This window comes from Enterobacter cloacae complex sp. 394I7 (genome assembly GCF_057320345.1).
In genome coordinates this window covers 1,912,762-1,932,151 of record NZ_JBXWCR010000001.1, presented here as the reverse complement: position 1 = coordinate 1,932,151, position 19,390 = coordinate 1,912,762, and the positions used below count along the sequence as shown (strand labels likewise).

Annotated in this window: 18 protein-coding genes, 3 tRNA genes and 1 other annotated feature; of the genes, 12 read left to right on the top strand and 9 right to left on the bottom strand. The window is 54.7% G+C overall.

Annotated elements, in window-relative coordinates:
* Nucleotides 1-2: 2 nt before the first annotated feature.
* Both hisG and hisL read right to left on the bottom strand, forming a co-directional pair.
* A complete protein-coding gene (gene hisG, locus AC2FAP_RS09435) occupies nt 3-902 on the bottom strand; it encodes an ATP phosphoribosyltransferase (RefSeq protein WP_000886595.1) in 900 nt (299 codons plus the stop codon).
* 45 nt (nt 903-947) lie between these two features.
* Nucleotides 948-1,071: a sequence feature (His leader region), on the bottom strand.
* Nucleotides 1,047-1,097 carry a his operon leader peptide gene (gene hisL, locus AC2FAP_RS09430; protein WP_001364200.1) on the bottom strand — a complete coding sequence of 17 codons (51 nt, stop codon included), beginning with the start codon at nt 1,095-1,097 and terminating at the stop codon, nt 1,047-1,049. (Overlaps the previous feature by 25 nt.)
* Before the next feature lie 174 nt (nt 1,098-1,271).
* Here hisL and AC2FAP_RS09425 point away from each other — a divergent pair, with 174 nt between their 5' ends.
* The 4 genes from AC2FAP_RS09425 to plaP all read left to right on the top strand — a co-directional run bounded on the left by AC2FAP_RS09425 (nt 1,272) and on the right by plaP (nt 4,696).
* Complete coding sequence (locus AC2FAP_RS09425; protein ID WP_449541471.1) at nt 1,272-2,096, top strand: SDR family oxidoreductase; 825 nt, start codon at nt 1,272-1,274, stop codon at nt 2,094-2,096.
* Between the two features lie 41 nt (nt 2,097-2,137).
* Entirely contained in the window at nt 2,138-3,067 is a 930-nt protein-coding gene (locus AC2FAP_RS09420) for a LysR substrate-binding domain-containing protein (protein ID WP_014170787.1), read from the top strand.
* A gap of 218 nt (nt 3,068-3,285) precedes the next feature.
* The gene (gene yoeI / locus AC2FAP_RS09415; RefSeq protein WP_099458931.1) at nt 3,286-3,348 is read left to right on the top strand and encodes a membrane protein YoeI; all 63 of its coding nucleotides are present in this window, start codon (nt 3,286-3,288) and stop codon (nt 3,346-3,348) included.
* Nucleotides 3,338-4,696, top strand: a complete 1,359-nt coding sequence (plaP, locus tag AC2FAP_RS09410; RefSeq protein WP_014170786.1) for a putrescine/proton symporter PlaP — start codon at nt 3,338-3,340, stop codon at nt 4,694-4,696. The genes yoeI and plaP overlap by 11 nt, the downstream gene beginning before the upstream one ends.
* A gap of 59 nt (nt 4,697-4,755) precedes the next feature.
* Here plaP and sbcB read toward each other — a convergent pair whose 3' ends face one another.
* Complete coding sequence (gene sbcB / locus AC2FAP_RS09405) at nt 4,756-6,192, bottom strand: exodeoxyribonuclease I (protein ID WP_153852495.1); 1,437 nt, start codon at nt 6,190-6,192, stop codon at nt 4,756-4,758.
* A gap of 198 nt (nt 6,193-6,390) precedes the next feature.
* On the opposite strand from sbcB, the gene dacD reads away from it, so the two are divergent.
* From dacD to AC2FAP_RS09385, 4 genes are all read left to right on the top strand, one after another.
* On the top strand, nt 6,391-7,557 hold the full coding sequence (gene dacD, locus AC2FAP_RS09400; RefSeq protein WP_014170783.1) for a serine-type D-Ala-D-Ala carboxypeptidase DacD: 1,167 nt from the start codon (nt 6,391-6,393) through the stop codon (nt 7,555-7,557).
* Nucleotides 7,558-7,688: 131 nt separating this feature from the next.
* On the top strand, nt 7,689-8,162 hold the full coding sequence (gene sbmC / locus AC2FAP_RS09395) for a DNA gyrase inhibitor SbmC (RefSeq protein ID WP_032678501.1): 474 nt from the start codon (nt 7,689-7,691) through the stop codon (nt 8,160-8,162).
* 92 nt (nt 8,163-8,254) lie between these two features.
* Nucleotides 8,255-9,313, top strand: coding sequence for an FUSC family protein (locus AC2FAP_RS09390; RefSeq protein WP_020883296.1), 1,059 nt, complete (start codon nt 8,255-8,257; stop codon nt 9,311-9,313).
* A 168-nt stretch (nt 9,314-9,481) separates the two neighbouring features.
* Nucleotides 9,482-9,817, top strand: a complete 336-nt coding sequence (locus AC2FAP_RS09385) for a DUF496 family protein (protein ID WP_008499467.1) — start codon at nt 9,482-9,484, stop codon at nt 9,815-9,817.
* A gap of 49 nt (nt 9,818-9,866) precedes the next feature.
* Here AC2FAP_RS09385 and AC2FAP_RS09380 read toward each other — a convergent pair whose 3' ends face one another.
* Nucleotides 9,867-10,199: a gamma-glutamylcyclotransferase family protein gene (locus AC2FAP_RS09380; protein WP_063858300.1), complete on the bottom strand. Its 333-nt coding sequence runs from the start codon at nt 10,197-10,199 to the stop codon at nt 9,867-9,869.
* 53 nt (nt 10,200-10,252) lie between these two features.
* Nucleotides 10,253-10,328: transfer RNA gene (locus AC2FAP_RS09375), tRNA-Asn, on the bottom strand.
* A 190-nt stretch (nt 10,329-10,518) separates the two neighbouring features.
* Here AC2FAP_RS09375 and emmdR point away from each other — a divergent pair.
* Both emmdR and AC2FAP_RS09365 read left to right on the top strand, forming a co-directional pair.
* Nucleotides 10,519-11,997 (top strand): multidrug efflux MATE transporter EmmdR, encoded by a 1,479-nt coding sequence (emmdR, locus tag AC2FAP_RS09370; RefSeq protein WP_425462589.1) that lies wholly within the window; start codon nt 10,519-10,521, stop codon nt 11,995-11,997.
* Nucleotides 11,998-12,077: 80 nt separating this feature from the next.
* Nucleotides 12,078-12,153: transfer RNA gene (locus AC2FAP_RS09365), tRNA-Asn, on the top strand.
* A gap of 119 nt (nt 12,154-12,272) precedes the next feature.
* Here the strand turns inward: AC2FAP_RS09365 and AC2FAP_RS09360 are convergent.
* The 3 genes from AC2FAP_RS09360 to shiA all read right to left on the bottom strand — a co-directional run bounded on the left by AC2FAP_RS09360 (nt 12,273) and on the right by shiA (nt 16,908).
* Complete coding sequence (locus tag AC2FAP_RS09360; protein WP_333097854.1) at nt 12,273-14,045, bottom strand: aminopeptidase P family protein; 1,773 nt, start codon at nt 14,043-14,045, stop codon at nt 12,273-12,275.
* Between the two features lie 18 nt (nt 14,046-14,063).
* Nucleotides 14,064-15,518: an AMP nucleosidase gene (locus AC2FAP_RS09355; protein ID WP_014170778.1), complete on the bottom strand. Its 1,455-nt coding sequence runs from the start codon at nt 15,516-15,518 to the stop codon at nt 14,064-14,066.
* Between the two features lie 73 nt (nt 15,519-15,591).
* On the bottom strand, nt 15,592-16,908 hold the full coding sequence (gene shiA, locus AC2FAP_RS09350) for a shikimate transporter (RefSeq protein WP_032680659.1): 1,317 nt from the start codon (nt 16,906-16,908) through the stop codon (nt 15,592-15,594).
* 191 nt (nt 16,909-17,099) lie between these two features.
* Here shiA and ldtA point away from each other — a divergent pair, with 191 nt between their 5' ends.
* Nucleotides 17,100-17,999, top strand: a complete 900-nt coding sequence (ldtA, locus tag AC2FAP_RS09345; protein ID WP_040017923.1) for a L,D-transpeptidase — start codon at nt 17,100-17,102, stop codon at nt 17,997-17,999.
* A 61-nt stretch (nt 18,000-18,060) separates the two neighbouring features.
* Here ldtA and AC2FAP_RS09340 read toward each other — a convergent pair.
* A tRNA-Asn gene (locus tag AC2FAP_RS09340) sits at nt 18,061-18,136 on the bottom strand.
* Nucleotides 18,137-18,456: 320 nt separating this feature from the next.
* Between AC2FAP_RS09340 and nac the strand changes: the two genes are divergently transcribed.
* On the top strand, nt 18,457-19,374 hold the full coding sequence (gene nac / locus AC2FAP_RS09335; protein WP_014170773.1) for a nitrogen assimilation transcriptional regulator NAC: 918 nt from the start codon (nt 18,457-18,459) through the stop codon (nt 19,372-19,374).
* The last annotated feature ends 16 nt before the right edge of the window (nt 19,375-19,390 follow it).

The window sequence follows — 19,390 nt, the reverse complement described above, 5'->3', positions numbered from 1 at the left end:
CATCACTCCATCATCTTCTCAATTGGCAGCACCAGAATTGAGCTTGCGCCCAGCGCCTTCAGTTTTTCCATGGTCTCCCAGAACAGGGTTTCGCTACTGACCATGTGCATGGCGACGCGCTGCTGATCACCGGCCAGAGGCAGGATGGTCGGGCGCTCTGCGCCTGGCAGCAGGGCTATGACCTCATCAAGACGTTCGGTTGGCGCGTGCATCATGATGTATTTCGATTCACGGGCCTGAATCACGCCCTGAATACGGGTCAGCAGTTTGTCGATCAGCTGCTGTTTCGCATCGGCCATTTCGCCGTCGCGCTGGATAAGGCACGCTTTGGAGCGGTAAATCACTTCCACTTCGCGCAGACCGTTCGCTTCCAGCGTGGCGCCCGTAGAGACGAGGTCACAGATGGCGTCAGCCAGACCCGCGCGCGGCGCCACCTCAACAGAGCCGTTCAGCAGGCAGGATTTAAACTGTACGCCTTTCTGATCCAGGTAACGTTTTAACAGGTGAGGGTAGGAGGTGGCGATACGCTTGCCGTTCAGCGCGGCCGGGCCGTCCCAGGCTTCATCGACAGGCGTGGCCAGCGACAGGCGGCAGCCGCCGAAGTCCAGACGACGCAGGGTAAAATAGCGTGGATCTTCACCCTGGGCACGGCGGGTCAGGAGTTCTTCTTCCAGCACGTTTTCACCGATGATGCCGAGGTCAACAACGCCATCCATCACAAGGCCGGGAATATCGTCATCACGCACGCGCAGAATGTCGATGGGCATATTTTCAGCCAGGGCAATCAGGCGCTGGGTGTGCAGGTTGATTTTAATCCCGCAGCGGGCGAGCAGTTCGCGTGAATCATCACTCAAACGGCCTGATTTTTGAATAGCTATGCGTAAACGTGAGTTATCTAACATTCTGTTTTCCTCGTTAACCTGTTTTAACCTGTCTGAATTTGGTCCAAAAAAAAGCCCCCGGAAGAAGATCTTCCGGGGGCTTTTTCATGCGTTCATGCACCACTGGAAGATCCAAACGTCTTCCAGCACACATCGCCTGAAAGACTAGTCAGGATGATGGTGATGATGGTGGTGTTTAAATTGAACGCGTGTCATAAAATTCTCGATGAATGCTTATTCATTTGATGTCTTTTAACCTAAACCAGTTGTATGACTGATTGCAAGGGCTTTTTTTGATCATTAATTCATTTCATATTGACGCTATGAATTGTGTGTTCTGTCGGGCTGGCGTAGCCTTAAGAAAGACGAGTAAAAGTCAGGAGAATTCGCATGAAAAAGGTCGCAATTGTCGGTTTAGGTTGGCTGGGAATGCCGCTGGCGATGTCATTAGCCGCAAAAGGCTGGCAGGTGACCGGAAGCAAAACCACGGCGGATGGGGTAGAAGCGGCGCGCATGTGCGGTATTGACGGCGTCGAGCTGCGTCTGGAACCTGAACTGGTGTGTGATGCTGACGATCTGGACACGCTGATGAACGTCGATGCGCTGGTGATTACGTTACCGGCACGGCGCAGTGGCCCGGGCGAATCATTTTATCTGCAGGCGATGCAGGAGATTGTCGACAGCGCGCTGGCGCATCACGTCCCACGCATTATTTTTACCAGCTCAACCTCGGTCTACGGCGATGTTGACGGCGTGGTGAAAGAGACCTCTGAGCGTCATCCCGTTACCGCGAGCGGTAAAATGCTGAAAGAGCTGGAAGACTGGCTGCATCATCTTCCCGGCACCCAGGTCGATATCGTACGGCTGGCAGGTCTGGTTGGCCCCGGGCGACATCCAGGGCGCTTCTTCGCGGGAAAATCCGCGCCAGACGGACAACATGGCGTCAATCTTGTGCATCTTGATGACGTAATTGCCGCAATAGAACTACTCTTACAGGCTCCAAAAGGTGGGCACATCTATAATATATGTGCGCCTTCTCATCCAGCGCGGAGCACGTTTTACCCGCTGATGGCACGCCAGCTGGGTCTGGTTCCGCCTGTTTTTGGTGAAGCAAAGGACGAAAGTAAAGGCAAAATTGTTGATGGCAATCGCATTTGTCATGAACTGGGGTTTGAGTATCAATATCCCGATCCGCTGGTGATGCCGATGGAATAAGTTTCTCAGCGGAAACGATCGCACACCGGAAGGGGGCGAACATGAAACCGCTGCTGGATGTTCTTATTATTCTGGATGCACTGGAAAAAGAGGGGAGCTTTGCCGCTGCTTCGGCAAAGCTCTTCAAAACCCCGTCGGCGCTGAGCTATACCGTTCATAAACTGGAAAGCGATCTTAATATCCAGATCCTCGATCGCTCTGGTCACCGCGCCCGTTTTACCCGTACCGGGCAGATGCTGCTGGAGAAGGGGCGCGACGTCCTGCATACCGTTCGCGAACTGGAAAAACAGGCCGTCAAACTGCACCAGGGATGGGAGAATGAACTGGTCATCGGCGTTGATGATACTTTTCCGTTTTCTCTTCTGACGCCGCTGATTGAGGCGTTCTATCAGCACCACAGCGTAACCCGATTAATCTTCATTAATGGCGTGCTGGGCGATTCATGGGATGCCTTAACTCAGGGCAGGGCAGATATTTTTGTCGGTGCGCTGCATGAACCGCCCCAGTTAAGCGATTTCGGTTTCGCCCGGCTGGGTGTGCTGGAGCAGGTTTTCGCCGTCGCGCCACACCATCCGCTCGCGCAGGAGCCGGAACCCCTTAACCGGCGCACGATTAAAGGCTACCGCGCCATTGTGGTCGGTGACAGCTCGCGTCCCGACTGTGCGGCCTCCACGCAGTTGCTTGATGAGCAGGAGGCGATCACGGTGTTCGACTATAAAACCAAGCTGGAGCTGCAAATCAGTGGCCTGGGGTGCGGCTATTTACCCCGCTATCTGGCACAGCGGTTTTTAGACAGCGGTGCGCTTGTTGAAAAACAGGTGCTTGCACAAAGCAGCAATGAATCGGTGTGGGTCGGCTGGAATGAACAAACTGCGGGGCTGGCAAGTGCCTGGTGGCGGGACGAAATTTTAGCAAATAGTGCTATTGCTGCCGTTTACTCGCAAAGCAGCGTCGAGAAATCAGCCAGTTAGAAAAAAGAAAATCGCCCCGGGCGTTGCAAAGTATTGCCTTTTGTATCCGATGTGGGGCAAAATGCGCCGCTGCAACCAAATGAATAATCGACGATATAAAAGGCGTCGGTTATTTTTTTTTGCACGTATGAAACGAAACTAAAAACCAAGAGGCCGGGCTTCGTACCGGATAGATATTTACTAAAATCCGACAGTTGTTGTCGCTGAGGAATACAGAAATGGGGCAATTTTTCGCTTACGTGGCGGTTATCACCGTAAAGGAGAATAACTATGTCGCATAACGCAACTCCAAACACCTCTCGCGTGGAATTACGTAAAACCCTTACGTTAGTTCCGGTTGTTATGATGGGCCTTGCCTATATGCAGCCAATGACGCTGTTCGATACATTCGGTATCGTATCAGGCCTCACAGACGGTCATGTGCCGACGGCTTACGCCTTCGCACTGATTGCGATCCTCTTTACCGCGCTGAGCTACGGTAAACTGGTCCGTCGCTATCCGTCTGCCGGTTCCGCCTACACCTACGCCCAGAAATCCATCAGCCCGACCGTTGGCTTTATGGTGGGCTGGTCTTCGCTGCTCGACTATCTGTTCGCGCCGATGATCAACATTCTGCTGGCTAAAATTTATTTTGAAGCACTGGTGCCGTCGATCCCTTCGTGGATGTTCGTCGTGGCGCTGGTGGCCTTTATGACGGCGTTCAACCTGCGCAGCATCAAGTCCGTTGCGAACTTTAACTCCGTTATTGTTGTGCTTCAGGTCATCCTGATTGCCGTGATTCTGGGCATGGTTATCTTTGGTGTCTTCCACGGTGAAGGCGCAGGTACCCTGGCGAGCAGCAAGCCTTTCTGGTCTGGTGATGCGCATGTGATCCCGATGATTACCGGGGCAACCATTCTGTGCTTCTCCTTTACCGGTTTTGACGGCATCAGCAACCTGTCTGAAGAGACCAAGGACGCAGAGCGTGTTATCCCGCGTGCTATCTTCCTGACGGCGCTGATTGGTGGTCTGATCTTTATCTTTGCGACCTACTTCCTGCAGCTGTACTTCCCGGATATCTCTCGCTTTAAGGATCCGGATGCCTCTCAGCCAGAAATTATGCTCTACGTGGCGGGTAAAGCGTTCCAGGTTGGCGCGTTGATCTTCTCCACCATCACGGTACTGGCATCCGGCATGGCCGCGCACGCAGGCGTTGCACGTCTGATGTATGTAATGGGTCGTGACGGCGTATTCCCGAAAAGCTTCTTCGGCTACGTTCACCCAACCTGGCGTACGCCGGCGATGAACATCATCCTGGTCGGCGCTATTGCTCTGCTGGCGATTAACTTTGACCTGGTGATGGCAACTGCGCTGATTAACTTCGGTGCGCTGGTGGCGTTCACCTTTGTTAACCTGTCGGTTATTTCTCAGTTCTGGATCCGTGAAAAGCGTAATAAAACGCTGAAAGACCACTTCCAGTATCTGTTCCTGCCGATGTGTGGTGCGCTGACCGTGGGTGCGCTGTGGGTTAACCTGGAAGAGAGTTCCATGGTGCTTGGCCTGATTTGGGCGGGTATCGGCCTGGTTTACCTGGCGTGCGTCACGAAGAGCTTCCGTAACCCGGTTCCTCAGTACGAAGACGTTGCGTAAGAACTAAGTAAAAAAAAACCGGAGACCATCGCCTCCGGTTTTTTTTCGCCCAAAATCTGTCAGACGATTTCCTGCGCATACTGATACAGCGCTTTTAACAGCGCCTGCTTTTCAGCATTTCCTTCATACTGGCTATACAGCATCTCCAGCTCCTGCGCGTAGCTCTGCAGAAACTCCGGTGTAAACACATGACGACGATGCTGAAGCCAGCGCGCCTGTTCGGTTTCATCCAGCGTTCCAGGATAGTTGCGCGCGCGATAATTAAACATCAGTTTTTCGATACGTGCGTCCGCGAAGGTAATATCCAGCGCGGGTAAGTTACGCGGTTCGGTTTGCAGAACAATATTCATTGCCGCACGGTCTGCGTCGCTGAAAAAGCCGTTGTACAGCTGCGCATCGACGTTGTCTGACGGAACAAAGGGTTCGGCTTCGGCAAAGATCGCCACCGCTTTCTCACGCACCTGCGGGTTTTCACGCAGCACCTTGAGGTTATCCAGGCAACGCTGACGGTTAATCCCCAGCCTGTCGGCATCCTCTGCGCGCAGCGTATTGGCCTGGGCCAGGACCGGACATTTATTGATATGGACCAGTTTGACCGGCACCGCGGGCAGATCGCCGAGTTCATCTTTCGGGGTATAGAGCCGTTCGCGCAGCGTATCGCTGTCGAGATCGAGCAGCGGTGTAATATCACCGGCTAAATCCACCATAATCACGGCATTACGGTTATCCGGATGCCAGGCCAGCGGTGCGACCCAACTGGTATTGCCGCGCCAGGCGCCAAACATACCGGAGATATGCACCAGCGGTTTCATCTGCGGCACATCAATCAGCGTGGTGAGTTTCTGCTTGCTGCGGTGGGTCAGCAGATAGTCAAACAGCCGTGGCTGAGCGGCTTTTACCAGCTTTGCCATAGCAATGGTGGCGTAGACATCGGCCATCGCATCGTGGGCATTACTGTGCTCAATACCGTTTGCACGCGTCAGGTGTTCCAGTCTGAAGCTCGGCAGCCCTTCATCATTCTCAGGCCAGTTGATGCCTTCCGGGCGCAGCGCATAGCAGGCACGCATAATGTCGAGCAAATCCCAGCGCGAGTTGCGGTTCTGCCAGCTCCAGGCATAAGGATCGTAGAAGTTGCGGTAGAAGATATTGCGCGTCACTTCGTCATCGAAACGGATGTTGTTGTAACCGACCACGCAGGTATTCGGGACGGTGAACAGGTCGTGAATGCGCCGGGCGAATGCGGCCTCGTTCACGCCTTTGTCCCGGGCTTCCTGTGGGGTGATCCCGGTGACCATTACCGCGCCGGGCTGGGGCAGGTAGTCATCGGCCGGCTTACAGTAAAAGACCTCAGGCTCGCCAATGATGTTGAATTCATCGTCGGTACGGATGGCCGCAAACTGTGCCGGTCTATCCAGCGCCGGGTGGGTGCCAAAGGTTTCGTAGTCGTGGAACAAAAATGTAGGGCGCGCGGCTGAATCAGACACCAGTAATACCATCCTGTTAAAAAATGACGTCTCTATGGTAAACGATCGTGCAGGTCAGTCCGAATAAAAAGCGCCATCACCGTGCAAATTTGCGAGGCCGCTTCAGCGTAAAATCTGCTTTCTGTCACATTTTTTTGCAATTAAGCCAGGTAACGACAACAGAACTCCCGTAAAAAGGTCATCGATTTTTAATGACCTGAGGATATACCGTTGAAACGCCGTCTGTTTATTGCTGTTTCTTTACTCGCTTCGAGTGTCTCTTCTGCCTTCGCGGCCGATCCGCTGGATTTTTCGCCGCAGCCTCCGGCCATTCAGGCGGGCTCCTGGGTGCTAATGGATTACACGACTGGTCAGATCTTAACGGCGGGCAACGAACATCAACAACGTAATCCGGCGAGCCTGACCAAGCTGATGACGGGCTACGTTGTCGATCGGGCCATCGACAGCCACCGCATTACCCCGGATGACATCGTTACCGTTGGCCGCGACGCGTGGGCAAAAGGGAACCCGGTGTTTGAAGGATCGTCGCTGATGTTCCTGAAAGAGGGCGATCGCGTCTCGGTGCGTGACCTGAGCCGTGGACTGATTGTGGATTCCGGTAACGACGCCTGCGTGGCGCTGGCGGATCACGTAGCGGGTGGTCAGCCGCAGTTTGTGAAGATGATGAACGACTATGTACAAAAGCTGAACCTGCGCGATACCCACTTTGAAACCGTCCACGGTCTGGACGCGCCGGGCCAGCACAGCTCTGCCTATGACCTGGCCGTGCTCTCCCGGGCTATCATTCACGGCGAGCCAGAGTTCTACCATATGTACAGCGAAAAGAGCCTTACCTGGAACGGGATCACCCAGCAAAACCGTAACGGCCTGCTGTGGGATAAAACCATGAACGTTGATGGCCTGAAAACGGGGCACACGTCGGGAGCGGGCTTTAACCTGATTGCGTCAGCGGTTGACGGTCAGCGTCGTTTAATCGCGGTGGTGATGGGCGCTGACAGCCCGAAAGGGCGTGAGGAACAGGCCCGGAAGCTGCTGCACTGGGGGCAGCAGAACTTTGATACGGTGCAGATCCTGCATAACGGCAAAAAAGTGGGAACAGAGCGTATCTGGTACGGCGATAAAGAGCAGGTGGAACTGGGCACCGACCAGGATTTCTGGCTGGCCTTGCCTAAAACAGAAGTTCCTAACATCAAAGCCAAGTACGTGCTGGATAAAAAAGAGCTGGAAGCGCCGATTGCGGCTCATCAGCGGGTAGGGGAAATCCAGCTTTACGATCGTGACAAAGTCGTGGCGCACTGGCCGCTGGTGACGCTCGAAGCGGTGAATAAAGGCGGCCTCTTCTCCCGTCTGAGCGATTATCTGCATCACACGCTGTAACGGCCTGCGTTAAAGCTCATGAGCAGACTGGCGCGGTTGCGAGTCTGCTCACATAATAAACACTCCTCGTTTGCTGAACAGTTAAAACCTGCTTTATAGTGTATAAATATACAGTAATAAAAGGAGGCAGCATGGACTACAGCATCAAGCAGCAACAGAAACGTAAAATCGCCGGCTTTCATCTGGTCGGGCCGTGGGACAAAACGGTAAAACAGGGCTTCGAACAGTTAGTCATGTGGGTGGATGGACGTCACATTCAGCCGCTGGAGTGGGTTGCGGTTTACTACGATAATCCGGACGAGGTCCCGGCAGAAAAATTGCGCTGTGACACGGCCGTAACGGTACCGGACGATTTTGTCATTCCTGAAAACAGCGAAGGCGTCATGATGACGGAAATCGCCGCTGGAGAGTATGCGGTGGCGACGGCGCGCGTTGAAAACCATGACTTCGCGACCCCATGGAACCAGTTCTTTAATTCCCTCTTGCAGGACAACAGCTACCAGATGGCCCCTAAACCCTGCTTCGAGCGCTACCTTAATGATGGTAACGCGGACGGTTACTGGGACATCGAAATGTATATTGGTGTAGAGCACAAAGCCGGTTAAGCCTGGTTATTACAGGGTTTTTCAGCCGGGTGTGATCCGCCCGGCTGAAAACACAGTACAATTGTGATTTGCCCTGTAGCTGGAGAGCGGGTGTGCGTCCCGACAAATCATTAACCCCTTTTGAAATTCGTCTGTACAAACACTACCGCGTGGTACATGGGTGCCGTATCGCGCTGGCCTTTGTGTTGACGTTTGTGCTGGTTCGTTTGCTGGATGTTCCTGAGGGAACATGGCCGCTTATCACGCTGGTGGTCGTGATGGGGCCTATTTCGTTCTGGGGGAACGTTGTTCCACGCGCCTTCGAGCGCATTGGCGGTACCGTTTTAGGCTCTGCCCTGGGGCTTATCGCGCTGAAGCTTGAGCTTATCTCGTTTCCGGTTATGTTGATCTGGTGCGGTGCCGCGATGTTCCTTTGCGGCTGGCTGGCTTTAGGCAAAAGGCCCTATCAGGCGCTGCTGATTGGTATCACGCTGTCGGTGGTGGTCGGTGCACCGGCGGGGGATATGACGACTGCCCTGTGGCGAAGCGGGGACGTTATCCTCGGCTCACTGCTGGCTATGCTCTTTACCGGCATCTGGCCACAGCGTGCTTTTCTGCACTGGCGTATTCAGATGGCTAACTATGTCACCGCATTCAACCGTGTCTATCAGGCCGGATTTTCCCCTAACCTGGTTGAACGTCCCCGGCTGGAAAAACACCTGCAAACGATCCTCAACGATGTGGTCAGGATGCGCGGGCTGATTACCCCGGCCAGCAAAGAAACCCATATCCAGAAATCCATTTTCGAAGCCATTCAGACGGTAAGCCGCAATCTGGTATGCATGCTTGAGTTGCAAATCAACGCGCACTGGGCTTCTCGTCCCAGCCACCTTTTAATGCTCAACGCCCATACCTTAAAAGAGACGCAGCAGATGACGCAGCAAACGCTGTTGACCATCGCCCACGCGCTTTATGAAGGTAACCCGCAGCCCATCCTGGCGAACAGTGAACGTCTGAATGAGATCGTTGCGGAGCTGAAGCAGTTAATGAATGAGCGTCAGAGCGATAACGTTGCGGAAACGCCTATTCATGGTTATGTCTGGCTGAGTATGGAGCTGGCGCGGCAGCTGGAGCTACTGTCGCATCTCATTTGCCGGGCGCTGCGCAAATAAAGAGCAGCTATCTCCATATGTGACGCCTGCTGCTTCGATTCAGCATCAATTGGGGTTATGATAGCTTTAAACGATATACTCATTGTCATTCGCAGCCGCTGTCAGTAAGGTTATTGTTACAACGGTTGCTTTAACGAATCCGAATCTCACATTATCAGGGGTGTAAAAATGGAAACTACCAAGCCTTCGTTCCAGGATGTTCTGGAATTCGTCCGCCTGTTCCGCCGCAAAAACAAACTGCAGCGTGAAATCCAGGACGTTGAGAAGAAGATCCGTGACAACCAGAAACGTGTCCTGCTGCTCGATAACCTGAGCGACTACATCAAGCCAGGCATGAGCGTTGAGGCTATTCAGGGCATCATCGCCAGCATGAAGAGCGACTACGAAGACCGCGTTGATGACTACATCATCAAAAACGCTGAGCTGTCTAAAGAACGCCGTGATATCTCCAAGAAACTGAAAGTAATGGGCGAAATCAAAAACGGTGAAGCCAAAAGCGAGTAATCGCCGATGAATACAAAAAAGGCTCTCTGGTGACAGAGAGCCTTTTTTATTACGCAGTACGCGGCTGTAGCTGATAAATCCAGGCGTTGACCTGTTTTCCATGCGGCGTGGTCACATTGACCTCAACCCGATCGTAGCCGTCTTCAAATTCGTCCAGCATTGGCCAGTGTGCACTCAGGCTATCAGAGATAAACAGAAAGCCCTCCACGCGTGGGCCGTCCGGATGCAGCACTATCCCCGGAAAATCTGCCGCCGCGCCCCAGCCACGTTCGTAAAACGTCCCGGTGACAAAACCGGCCTGCCATTCGCCACCGATGTTTTCAAGAATATGTGCATTCGCGTGACCCGGGCGTAGCGTGCCGTAGACAAACAGAGCGTTCATTTTCCCTCACCAGCAAAGCAAAAAGCCTGCTATAAAAGCAGGCTTTTTAAATTTGGCTCCTCTGACTGGACTCGAACCAGTGACATACGGATTAACAGTCCGCCGTTCTACCGACTGAACTACAGAGGAATCGTTGTGGAGGCTTATCTTAGCGGCGAAAAAAGTTTTGTCAAACCTGATCTTAGCGATTAGCGATCGATTGATGATTCTGTCGACAGTTTGTTGTAAATCCACACATCTTTTTATGGAAAATACTTTGCAGGTTTAGCATTTCTCCCCCATCATTTGAAATGGAGTTTCAACTTTCTCGTTAAGGTCCATTTTGAACGTCACTGCCCCCCTACGCCAGGCGATTATGCGCACGCCATGGTATGCAAAGCGTAAAAGCTATCGTGTTCTGTTCTGGCGTGAAATCACCCCCCTTGCCGTGCCTATTTTCCTGGAAAATACCTGCGTTCTGTTGATGGGGGTGCTGAGTACCTTCCTGGTCAGCTGGCTGGGTAAAGAGGCGATGGCCGGTGTCGGGCTGGCGGACAGCTTTAACATGGTGGTTATTTCTTTTTTTGCCGCCATTGACCTCGGGACGACGGTTGTCGTCGCCTTTAGCCTCGGTAAGCTCGATCCTAAACGTGCGCGCGAGGCTGCCCGACAGTCGCTGATGATCATGACCATTTTCTCGATCGTGCTGGCGGCGGTGATCCACTATTTCGGCAGGGAAATTATCGATTTTGTCGCCGGTGAGGCCACAAATGAAGTTAAAGACCTGGCGCTGACCTACCTGGAAATGACGGTCCTGAGTTATCCGGCTGCAGCCATCGCGCTGATTGGCAGCGGCGCGCTGCGCGGGGCGGGCAACACCAAAATTCCGTTGCTGATAAACGGCGGGATGAACATCCTGAATATCATTATCAGCAGTGTGCTGATCTACGGCGTGTTTTCCTGGGACGGGCTCGGGTTCGTGGGTGCCGGGCTGGGGTTAACGATTTCACGTTATATCGGTGCGGCCGCCATTCTCGGGGTGCTGATGGCGGGGATCACGCCGTCACTGCGCCTTACGCTGAAGAGCTATTTCCGCCCCTTTAACTTCGCCATTATCTGGGAAGTGATGGGAATTGGTATTCCCGCCAGTATTGAATCCGTGTTGTTTAACGGGGGCAAGCTGCTGACGCAAATGTTTGTCGCCGGGATGGGGACTGACGTTATCGCCGGTAACTTTATCGCCTTCTCCATCGCCTCCCTGATAAACCTGCCGGGCAACGCCCTCGGTTCGGCGTCGACCATCATCACCGGTAAACGGCTGGGAAAAGGGCAGATAGGGCAGGCGGAACGGCAGTTGCGGCACGTCTTCTGGCTGTCAACCATTGGCCTGACGCTGATCGCCTGGGGAAGCGCCCCCTTTGCCGGGCTTATGGCCTCTTTTTATACCCACGAAGATGATGTCAAAGAGGTCGTTAAGATCCTGATCTGGCTGAACGCGGCCTTTATGCCCATCTGGGCGGCTTCATGGGTTCTGCCTGCCGGGCTGAAAGGGGCACGCGATGCACGCTTCGCGATGTGGGTGTCGATGCTCGGCATGTGGGGTTGCCGTGTGGTGGTGGGTTACACGCTCGGGGTCATGCTTGGCATGGGGGTAGTCGGCGTCTGGCTGGGGATGTTCCTTGACTGGGCGGTGCGTGGGGCGTTGTTCTACTGGCGTATGGTCAGTGGGCGCTGGCTCTGGAAATACCCGCGAATAAAACAGGAACCAACGACCACAGAATCAACAGAATGCCTGACAAATGCGCGAAGTGGAGAATAATTCGGCAAACAGTCAGAAATATGCATTCTGCCTTTGACATCATCGGGGAGCATCGATAATATGCGCCCCGTTCACACGATTCCTCTGTAGTTCAGTCGGTAGAACGGCGGACTGTTAATCCGTATGTCACTGGTTCGAGTCCAGTCAGAGGAGCCAAATTTAAAAAGCCTGCTTTTATAGCAGGCTTTTTGCTTTTCTGCGTTCTGAAAAGGTCCGATGCGACGGGCTTACAGCCGGGTCAGGCGAAACCGCCGCCCGGCATCCACCTGATATTTCTAGTGGTTAACCCCAACCGGCATCGTCGCCTCAAGCAACCATTGCCGCGCGTCGCTGTCGACCAACGGTAACAGGGCATCACGCACCTGCTGATGATACTCATCCAGCCACTGTTTTTCCTGTTCGTTCAACAGCTGTAACTCGACCTGGCTCAGGTCGATCGGGATCAGCGTCAGTGAGGAAAACGTGCAGAATCCCGGACGGCTTTCGACAATCTCCACCTGGTTTTCAATGCGGATCCCATGGCTGTCCGCCAGATAATATCCAGGCTCGATAGTCATGATGGTGCCGGCCACCAGGGGCCACGGGTTAACCTTTTTGGCGAGACGATGCGGGTTCTCATGAATAAGCAACTGATGTCCTACCCCATGCCCTGTCCCGTGATCGTAATCCAGCCCCATTTCCCACAGCGGACGACGCGCGAAGGCATCGAGCTGATGGCCCTGGCTGCCGGAGGGGAACGGTAAGGTTATCAACGACAGAAACCCTCTCAGTACGGCGGTATAGTGCAACTTCTGCTGTGGCGGCACGCTACCCCATGCCAGCGTACGCGTGGCGTCAGTGGTGCCGTTATGGTACTGACCGCCGGAATCATTAAGGTAAAAATGATGATGACCGATGGGCTTATTGCTGGCTTCGCTTGAGTGATAGTGGCACATCGCCGCATTACTGGAGGAGGCGGAGATGGTGGCAAAACTTTGCTCAATAAATCCAGGCTGCTGTTTACGGAATGCAAGCTGCTGCGCCTGCGCTTCCAGCTCCGTCAGCGGTTTTCCCGCCGCCTCACGCAGGGGGACTTCACGGCTTAGCCAGGCCAGGAAATTCACCCAGGCAGCACCGTCCTGGTGATGACACTCGCGGTACCCGGCAAGTTCGACCGGGTTTTTAGTGGCTTTCATCAGAGTGATGGGATCGGTTCGCCAGACTATTTCGCCCTCGGGCTCAATGGCAAAGCGCAGGGCGACCGGCGCGGAATCGGCATCAACCATCACCCGCTTACCTTGTGACAGTCGCTGGCAGCGTTCGATAAAGGCATCCTGTGGCGCAATTCTGAACGCGTTTCTCACGCTCTCGGGTAGCTCGCTGAGCTTATTGTCGTTAACAAACCACTCCACGCTACCGTCACGGTCAAGAAGGGCAAAGGAGAGGGGAACAGGACTGGATGGAATGTCGGCGCCACGCACGTTCAACAGCCAGGCGATGTTATCCGGCAGAGTCACGGCCAGATAATCGGCATCGTGTGCGGCCAGCACGGCGGCAACGCGCTGGCGTTTGGCGAGGCTGCTTTCGCCACTGACCTCCACCGGCATTTCTCGAATACGTCCCGCCGGCGCGGCAGGGCGATCGTGCCATAAGGTATCAAATGGCGACTGACTAAGCGGAACCAGTTCACAGGGTGTTGCAGACAGTTGCCCGAACTCCGTATTGGTCATCAGCAGTGCTTCAAACCCAATACGCATGCCGGCCCCGACGTTGGCTGTGAGCCATTCGGCCAGCGGTTCATTGTGCAAATGGTGGATTTCAATTTCATCCATATTGACCTGAAGGCGAGCCTGAACCTGATAGCGGCCATCGACAAACAGCAACGCTGTGTTTTTCAGTATCAGCGCCAGACCTGCGGAGCCATCAAAGCCCGTCAGCCAGGCCAGCTTTTCATCGTACGGCGCGCAATACTCACTCTGCCAGGCATCCGCGCGCGGCACGATCATGCCATCAAGATTGTTTTCCTGTAGCCATCGGCGCAGGGCCGATAAGCGTGATGGGGTGTGCATGGTTATTCCTTGTTCTGGTTAGCGGAATGGCGGCTCGTTGAAGGTACGTAATTTACGGGAATGCAGCCTGTCACCTTCCGCACGCAGCAAATCAATGGCGCGAATGCCGATTTGCAAATGTTCGGAGATTGCCCCTTCATAGAAACGGTTGGCCTGACCCGGAAGCTTAATTTCGCCGTGCAGCGGTTTGTCGGAAACGCACAGCAGCGTGCCGTAAGGGACGCGGAAGCGATATCCCTGTGCGGCGATGGTGGCGCTTTCCATATCAATCGCGACGGCACGGCTGAGGTTGAAACGCAGCGCGGAGGCGGAGTAACGCAGCTCCCAGTTGCGGTCATCCGTCGTCACTACCGTACCGGTACGCAGACGCTGTTTAACCTCTTCACCCGGCATACCGCTTACCTCTTTTGTGGCGTCATACAGCGCACGCTGCACTTCGGCGATGCTCGGGATAGGAATATCCGGTGGAAGCACAGCGTCAAGCACATGGTCATCACGCAGATAGGCGTGGGCCAGCACGTAGTCGCCAATCAGCTGGCTTTCACGCAGGCCGCCGCAGTGTCCAATCATCAGCCACACGTCCGGGCGCAATACCGCCAGATGGTCGCAGATGGTTTTGGCATTTGACGGACCAACCCCGATGTTAATTAAGGTGATCCCCTGGCCGTCAGCGGTGATCAGGTGCCAGGCAGGCATCTGGTGTTTTTTCCACGCCAGGTCGGAGATGGCCTGCTCGGGTGCCTCGGTTTCCGCGGTGATCCAGATCCCGCCGGCGCAGGACAGCGCGATGTAAGGGCTATCCGGGTCGAGGATCTGGCTACAGCCCCAACGGACAAACTCGTCGACATAGCGGGTGTAGTTAGTAAACAGTACAAAGGGCTGGAAATGGTCGACGGGCGTCCCGGTGTAGTGACGCAGGCGCGCCAGAGAGAAATCCACGCGGCGGGCATCAAAGTGCGACAGCGGTGAAAATTCTGCCGGGTGGTAGATACCATCCGCCGTCTCATCGCCAATCTGCGACAGCTCGGTGGTCGGGAAATGGCGCGTCAGTCCCGCGCTCATGGAGCGGTCGAGGGTTAATGCCGAACCGTCAATCACATACGGATACGGGATCTCATGCTGTGAAGGTTCAACGGCAATGTGCGCGCCGTAATCCTGATACAACAGCGTGAGTTGCTCTTCAAGATAAGGGCGGAACAGTGCAGGGCGGGTGACGGTGGTGCTGTAGCAGCCGGAGTGGGTAAAGCGTGCGTAGGCGCGCGTTTTCGGCGTGTTAGTCGCGCTGCCGTCCCAGGTGACGGAAAGCGATGGATAAACAAAAAGGCCCTTACTTCTGGCCTTTTCGTCGGGGAGTTTCCCTGTTTCGATATACTCACTGATGGCGCTGCGCAGCGCGTTGACGGACTGTTCATACAGTGCATCGAGTTTTTCCAGTGCCTGAGCCGGGGTCAGGCTGGAGCCCTTATTATTCATCTCTGTCTCCTTGTTCCACAGGTGTGCGACTCTACCCGATAGTATGTCACACGCCTGTGAAACAAAAGTGAGATCAGGTGTGGCTCGTCTCTTTCATCAAGAGCGCCGTCGCCGCTGACAGCAGGCAACCGGCCAGCAGATAAAGTGCCACACTGTGCCAGTTGCCGCCGGAGAAGGTCACCAGCGCGGCGGCAATAAATGGCGTAAACCCGCCGCCGACCACGCTTGCCACCTGATAGCCTACGCCCGCGCCGCTGTAGCGATAGCTCGCCCCGAACAGTTCGGTAAACATGGGCTGCTGCACGCAGACCACCATATCGTGGGCGATGTTAGCGAGCATGATGGCAAAGAAGACAATCCAGAAGATCGACTGTGCCTCCAGCGCCATGAAGAACGGCCAGGCGCTGAGGGTGCCAATCAGCGCCCCGGTGATATAGACGCGACGGCGACCAAACCTGTCCGCCAGCCAGGCGAAGCAGGGGATAGTCAGGCAGCTGATCCCGCCGACCAGCAGGCCAATGTTCAGGAACAGCTCGCGGGGCAGACCGAGATTTTGCGTTGAATAATTGAGGGCAAACGCGGTCACGATATACATCGTCAGCAGTTCGCACAGGCGCAGGGCGATAATTTTCAGAAAAGCGCCGGGATGCCGGACAAGCGCCTCCATCACCGGCAGCCGTTTTCTGGCAACGGGCGGTTCTTGCCGCTGTTGTTCGAACTCAGCAGATTCCTCCATTCCGTTGCGGATCCACAGTGCAGCGACAACCAGCACGATGCTGAAGATAAACGGAATGCGCCAGCCCCAGCTCAGGAATTGTTCATCGGTGGTGAAGTGGCTCATCAGCGACACCAGTCCGGTGGAGAGCAGCAGACCTACGCCATAGCCCACCTGCACGCCGCTGCTGTAAAACGCTTTCTTGTTCTTCGGGGCACTCTCAACGGATAACAGCGCCGCGCCACCCCATTCGCCGCCTACCGCGAAGCCCTGAATGGCGCGCAGCGTAACCAGCAGCACCGGCGCCCACCAGCCAATGGTGGAAAATGAAGGGAGAACGCCAATCAGCGCGGTGGCGATGCCCATCATCCAGACGGTGAGCATCAGCATGCGTTTGCGACCGAGACGGTCACCGAAGTGGCCGAAGATCACTCCGCCCAGTGGACGAAACAGGAAGCCGACGCCAAAGGTAGCAAACGCGGCGAGCGTACCCATTGCCGGGCTAATCTGGGGGAAGAATTCGCGGTTAAACACCAGCGCGGCAGTAATGCCGTAAAGCAGAAAATCATACCAGTCGACGACGGCACCCGCGAAGCTGCCGAGGGCTGCGCGGCGGGCACGATTGAGCGAAGGTGTCTCCTCGTTGGGATGTGTGGAGGTGAGAGTGGAGTCCATAGTTGTCCTGTCTGCACGTATTTCTAATTATTGGTATAAGAAAAGGTCACTCACATAGCCACCGTCATATAAACGGAACGTATGAGACTACCGCGCCAGGGCGCGTGTGCAAACTGATTTTATTTCCTGATGGGTAATGCAAAGCGGCTACGCTATGCTTAGCAAATCGAGGTGCGACTGAGGAAGGGAATATGTGTCGTATAAATGTGTTGAGTTGTCTTGCTGCATTACTTATCAGCCAGAGCGTTCAGGCGGTAAGTTATCCTTTACCGCCGACAGGCAGTCGGCTGGTGGGCACTTCGCAAACCATTACCGTGCCGGATCACAATACGCTACCGCTCGAAGCGTTTGCCGCGCAATACGGGCAGGGTCTGAGCAATATGCTGGAAGCGAACCCGGGCGTGGATCCTTTTTTGCCTAAATCCGGTACGCAACTGGTGATACCTCAGCAGCTGATTTTGCCTGACACCGTCCGCGAGGGAATTATCGTTAATGCGGCAGAAATGCGCCTCTACTATTACCCACCAGGCAGCAATACCGTTGAAGTGTTACCCATCGGCATTGGTCAGGCCGGGCGCGAAACCCCGCGAAACTGGGTCACGGCGGTAGAACGTAAGCAGGAAGGCCCCACCTGGTCTCCTACGCCGAATACGCGCCGTGCCTATGCGGCAGAGGGGAAAACGCTGCCTGCATTCGTGCCCGCTGGGCCCGATAACCCAATGGGACTGTATGCGATTTATATTGGCAGGCTGTATGCCATTCACGGGACAAACTCCAATTTTGGCATCGGACTGCGGGTGAGCCAGGGGTGTATTCGTCTGCGCAATAACGACATTAAATATCTTTTCGATAACGTCCCGGTAGGCACCCGTGTGCAGCTTATCGATCAGCCCGTTAAAGTGACGACAGAGCCGGACGGTAGCCGCTGGGTAGAGGTGCATGAACCGCTATCACGGAACCGGGCGGAATTTGAATCGACCCGGAAAGTGCCTTTGCCGATATCTGCCTCGCTGCGAACCGAGCTTGTCAACGAGGGGGCGGGCGCGGAACTGGAACGTCGGTCAGGGATGCCGGTTAAGCTCGGCAACTGAGGGCAATTTTACCTGCCGTAGAAAAGCAAAAAGCCTGCTATAAAAGCAGGCTTTTCAAATTTGGCTCCTCTGACTGGACTCGAACCAGTGACATACGGATTAACAGTCCGCCGTTCTACCGACTGAACTACAGAGGAATCGTGTGAACGGGGCGCATATTATCGACGTCAGCCGGCCTTGTCAAAGGGTGGATCAACGCCTTTTGATCGTTTGCTGACAAAATCAGCAAAATGGCGTTTTTGACGCCGGAATGCACCGTAATGGTGCGCACATACCCCTAATGGGGCAGATCATAAACTGCTGTTTCAGTAATAAAACCGCTGCTTATGATTAGCTTTCCTTATTTTCAGCCGCTTAGCGACAAATCAGACCTCTTCGTAAAACTGGCATTCATATTGCAAAACCCTATCAACAATGAAAAGCCAGTACCGGCACAGCATTTCGAACAGGGGGCAAAATGAACTTAAGACGACTGAAATACTTCGTAAAAATCGTCGATATCGGCAGCCTGACTCAAGCGGCGGAAGTGCTGCACATCGCGCAGCCTGCGCTGAGCCAGCAGGTGGCTACTCTGGAAGGCGAGATGGATCAGCAGCTGTTGATCCGCACCAAACGTGGCGTGACGCCAACGGAAGCAGGCAAAATCCTGTATACCCATGCGCGCACCATCCTTCGCCAGTGCGAACAGGCGCAGCTGGCGGTGAATAACGTGGGCCAGACGCTGAGCGGCCACGTATCCATTGGGCTGGCTCCGGGAACGGCCGCGTCCTCTATTACCATGCCGCTGCTGCAGGCCGTCCGCGCAGAGCTGCCAGAAGTACTGGTTTACCTGCATGAGAACAGCGGTTCTGTGCTGAATGACAAACTTCTTAGCGGCCAGCTGGATATGGCGGTGCTGTACGACCGCTCACCGGTGGCCGGGATCACCAGCCAGCCGCTGCTGAAAGAAGATCTCTACCTTGTGGGCACCCGCGACTGTCCGGGGCAGAGCGTCGATCTGACGGCCGTAGCAGAAATGAATCTTTTCCTGCCACGTGACTACAGCGCGGTGCGCGTGCGTGTGGATGAAGCGTTCTCCCTGCGCCGCCTGACGGCAAAAATTATCGGTGAAATTGATTCCATCTCCACGCTAACCGCCGCTATAGCCAGCGGTATGGGTGTGACCGTCCTGCCTGAATCCGCAGCACGTTCGCTGTGCAGCGCGGCAAACGGCTGGATGGCGCGCATCACCACGCCTTCGATGAGCTTACCGCTGTCGCTGAATATGTCCGCGCGCGGATCGCTGTCACCTCAGGCGCAGGCGGTAAAAGAGATTCTGATGTCGCTGGTCAGCAAACCGTCTCTGGAGAACCGTGAGCTGCAGCTGGTGAGTTGATATTCCATAAAAGCAT

Excerpts from the sequence above, each read along its gene's own strand:
- AC2FAP_RS09420 (WP_014170787.1), top strand. The coding sequence starts at position 2,138 with ATGAAACCGCTGCTGGATGTTCTTATTATTCTGGATGCACTGGAAAAA.
- AC2FAP_RS09385 (WP_008499467.1), top strand. The coding sequence starts at position 9,482 with ATGGAAACTACCAAGCCTTCGTTCCAGGATGTTCTGGAATTCGTCCGC.
- sbmC (WP_032678501.1), top strand. The coding sequence starts at position 7,689 with ATGGACTACAGCATCAAGCAGCAACAGAAACGTAAAATCGCCGGCTTT.
- ldtA (WP_040017923.1), top strand. The coding sequence starts at position 17,100 with ATGTGTCGTATAAATGTGTTGAGTTGTCTTGCTGCATTACTTATCAGC.
- AC2FAP_RS09355 (WP_014170778.1), bottom strand. The coding sequence starts at position 15,518 with ATGAATAATAAGGGCTCCAGCCTGACCCCGGCTCAGGCACTGGAAAAA.
- AC2FAP_RS09360 (WP_333097854.1), bottom strand. The coding sequence starts at position 14,045 with ATGCACACCCCATCACGCTTATCGGCCCTGCGCCGATGGCTACAGGAA.
- hisG (WP_000886595.1), bottom strand. The coding sequence starts at position 902 with ATGTTAGATAACTCACGTTTACGCATAGCTATTCAAAAATCAGGCCGT.
- AC2FAP_RS09425 (WP_449541471.1), top strand. The coding sequence starts at position 1,272 with ATGAAAAAGGTCGCAATTGTCGGTTTAGGTTGGCTGGGAATGCCGCTG.
- nac (WP_014170773.1), top strand. The coding sequence starts at position 18,457 with ATGAACTTAAGACGACTGAAATACTTCGTAAAAATCGTCGATATCGGC.
- plaP (WP_014170786.1), top strand. The coding sequence starts at position 3,338 with ATGTCGCATAACGCAACTCCAAACACCTCTCGCGTGGAATTACGTAAA.
- shiA (WP_032680659.1), bottom strand. The coding sequence starts at position 16,908 with ATGGACTCCACTCTCACCTCCACACATCCCAACGAGGAGACACCTTCG.
- AC2FAP_RS09380 (WP_063858300.1), bottom strand. The coding sequence starts at position 10,199 with ATGAACGCTCTGTTTGTCTACGGCACGCTACGCCCGGGTCACGCGAAT.
- sbcB (WP_153852495.1), bottom strand. The coding sequence starts at position 6,192 with ATGGTATTACTGGTGTCTGATTCAGCCGCGCGCCCTACATTTTTGTTC.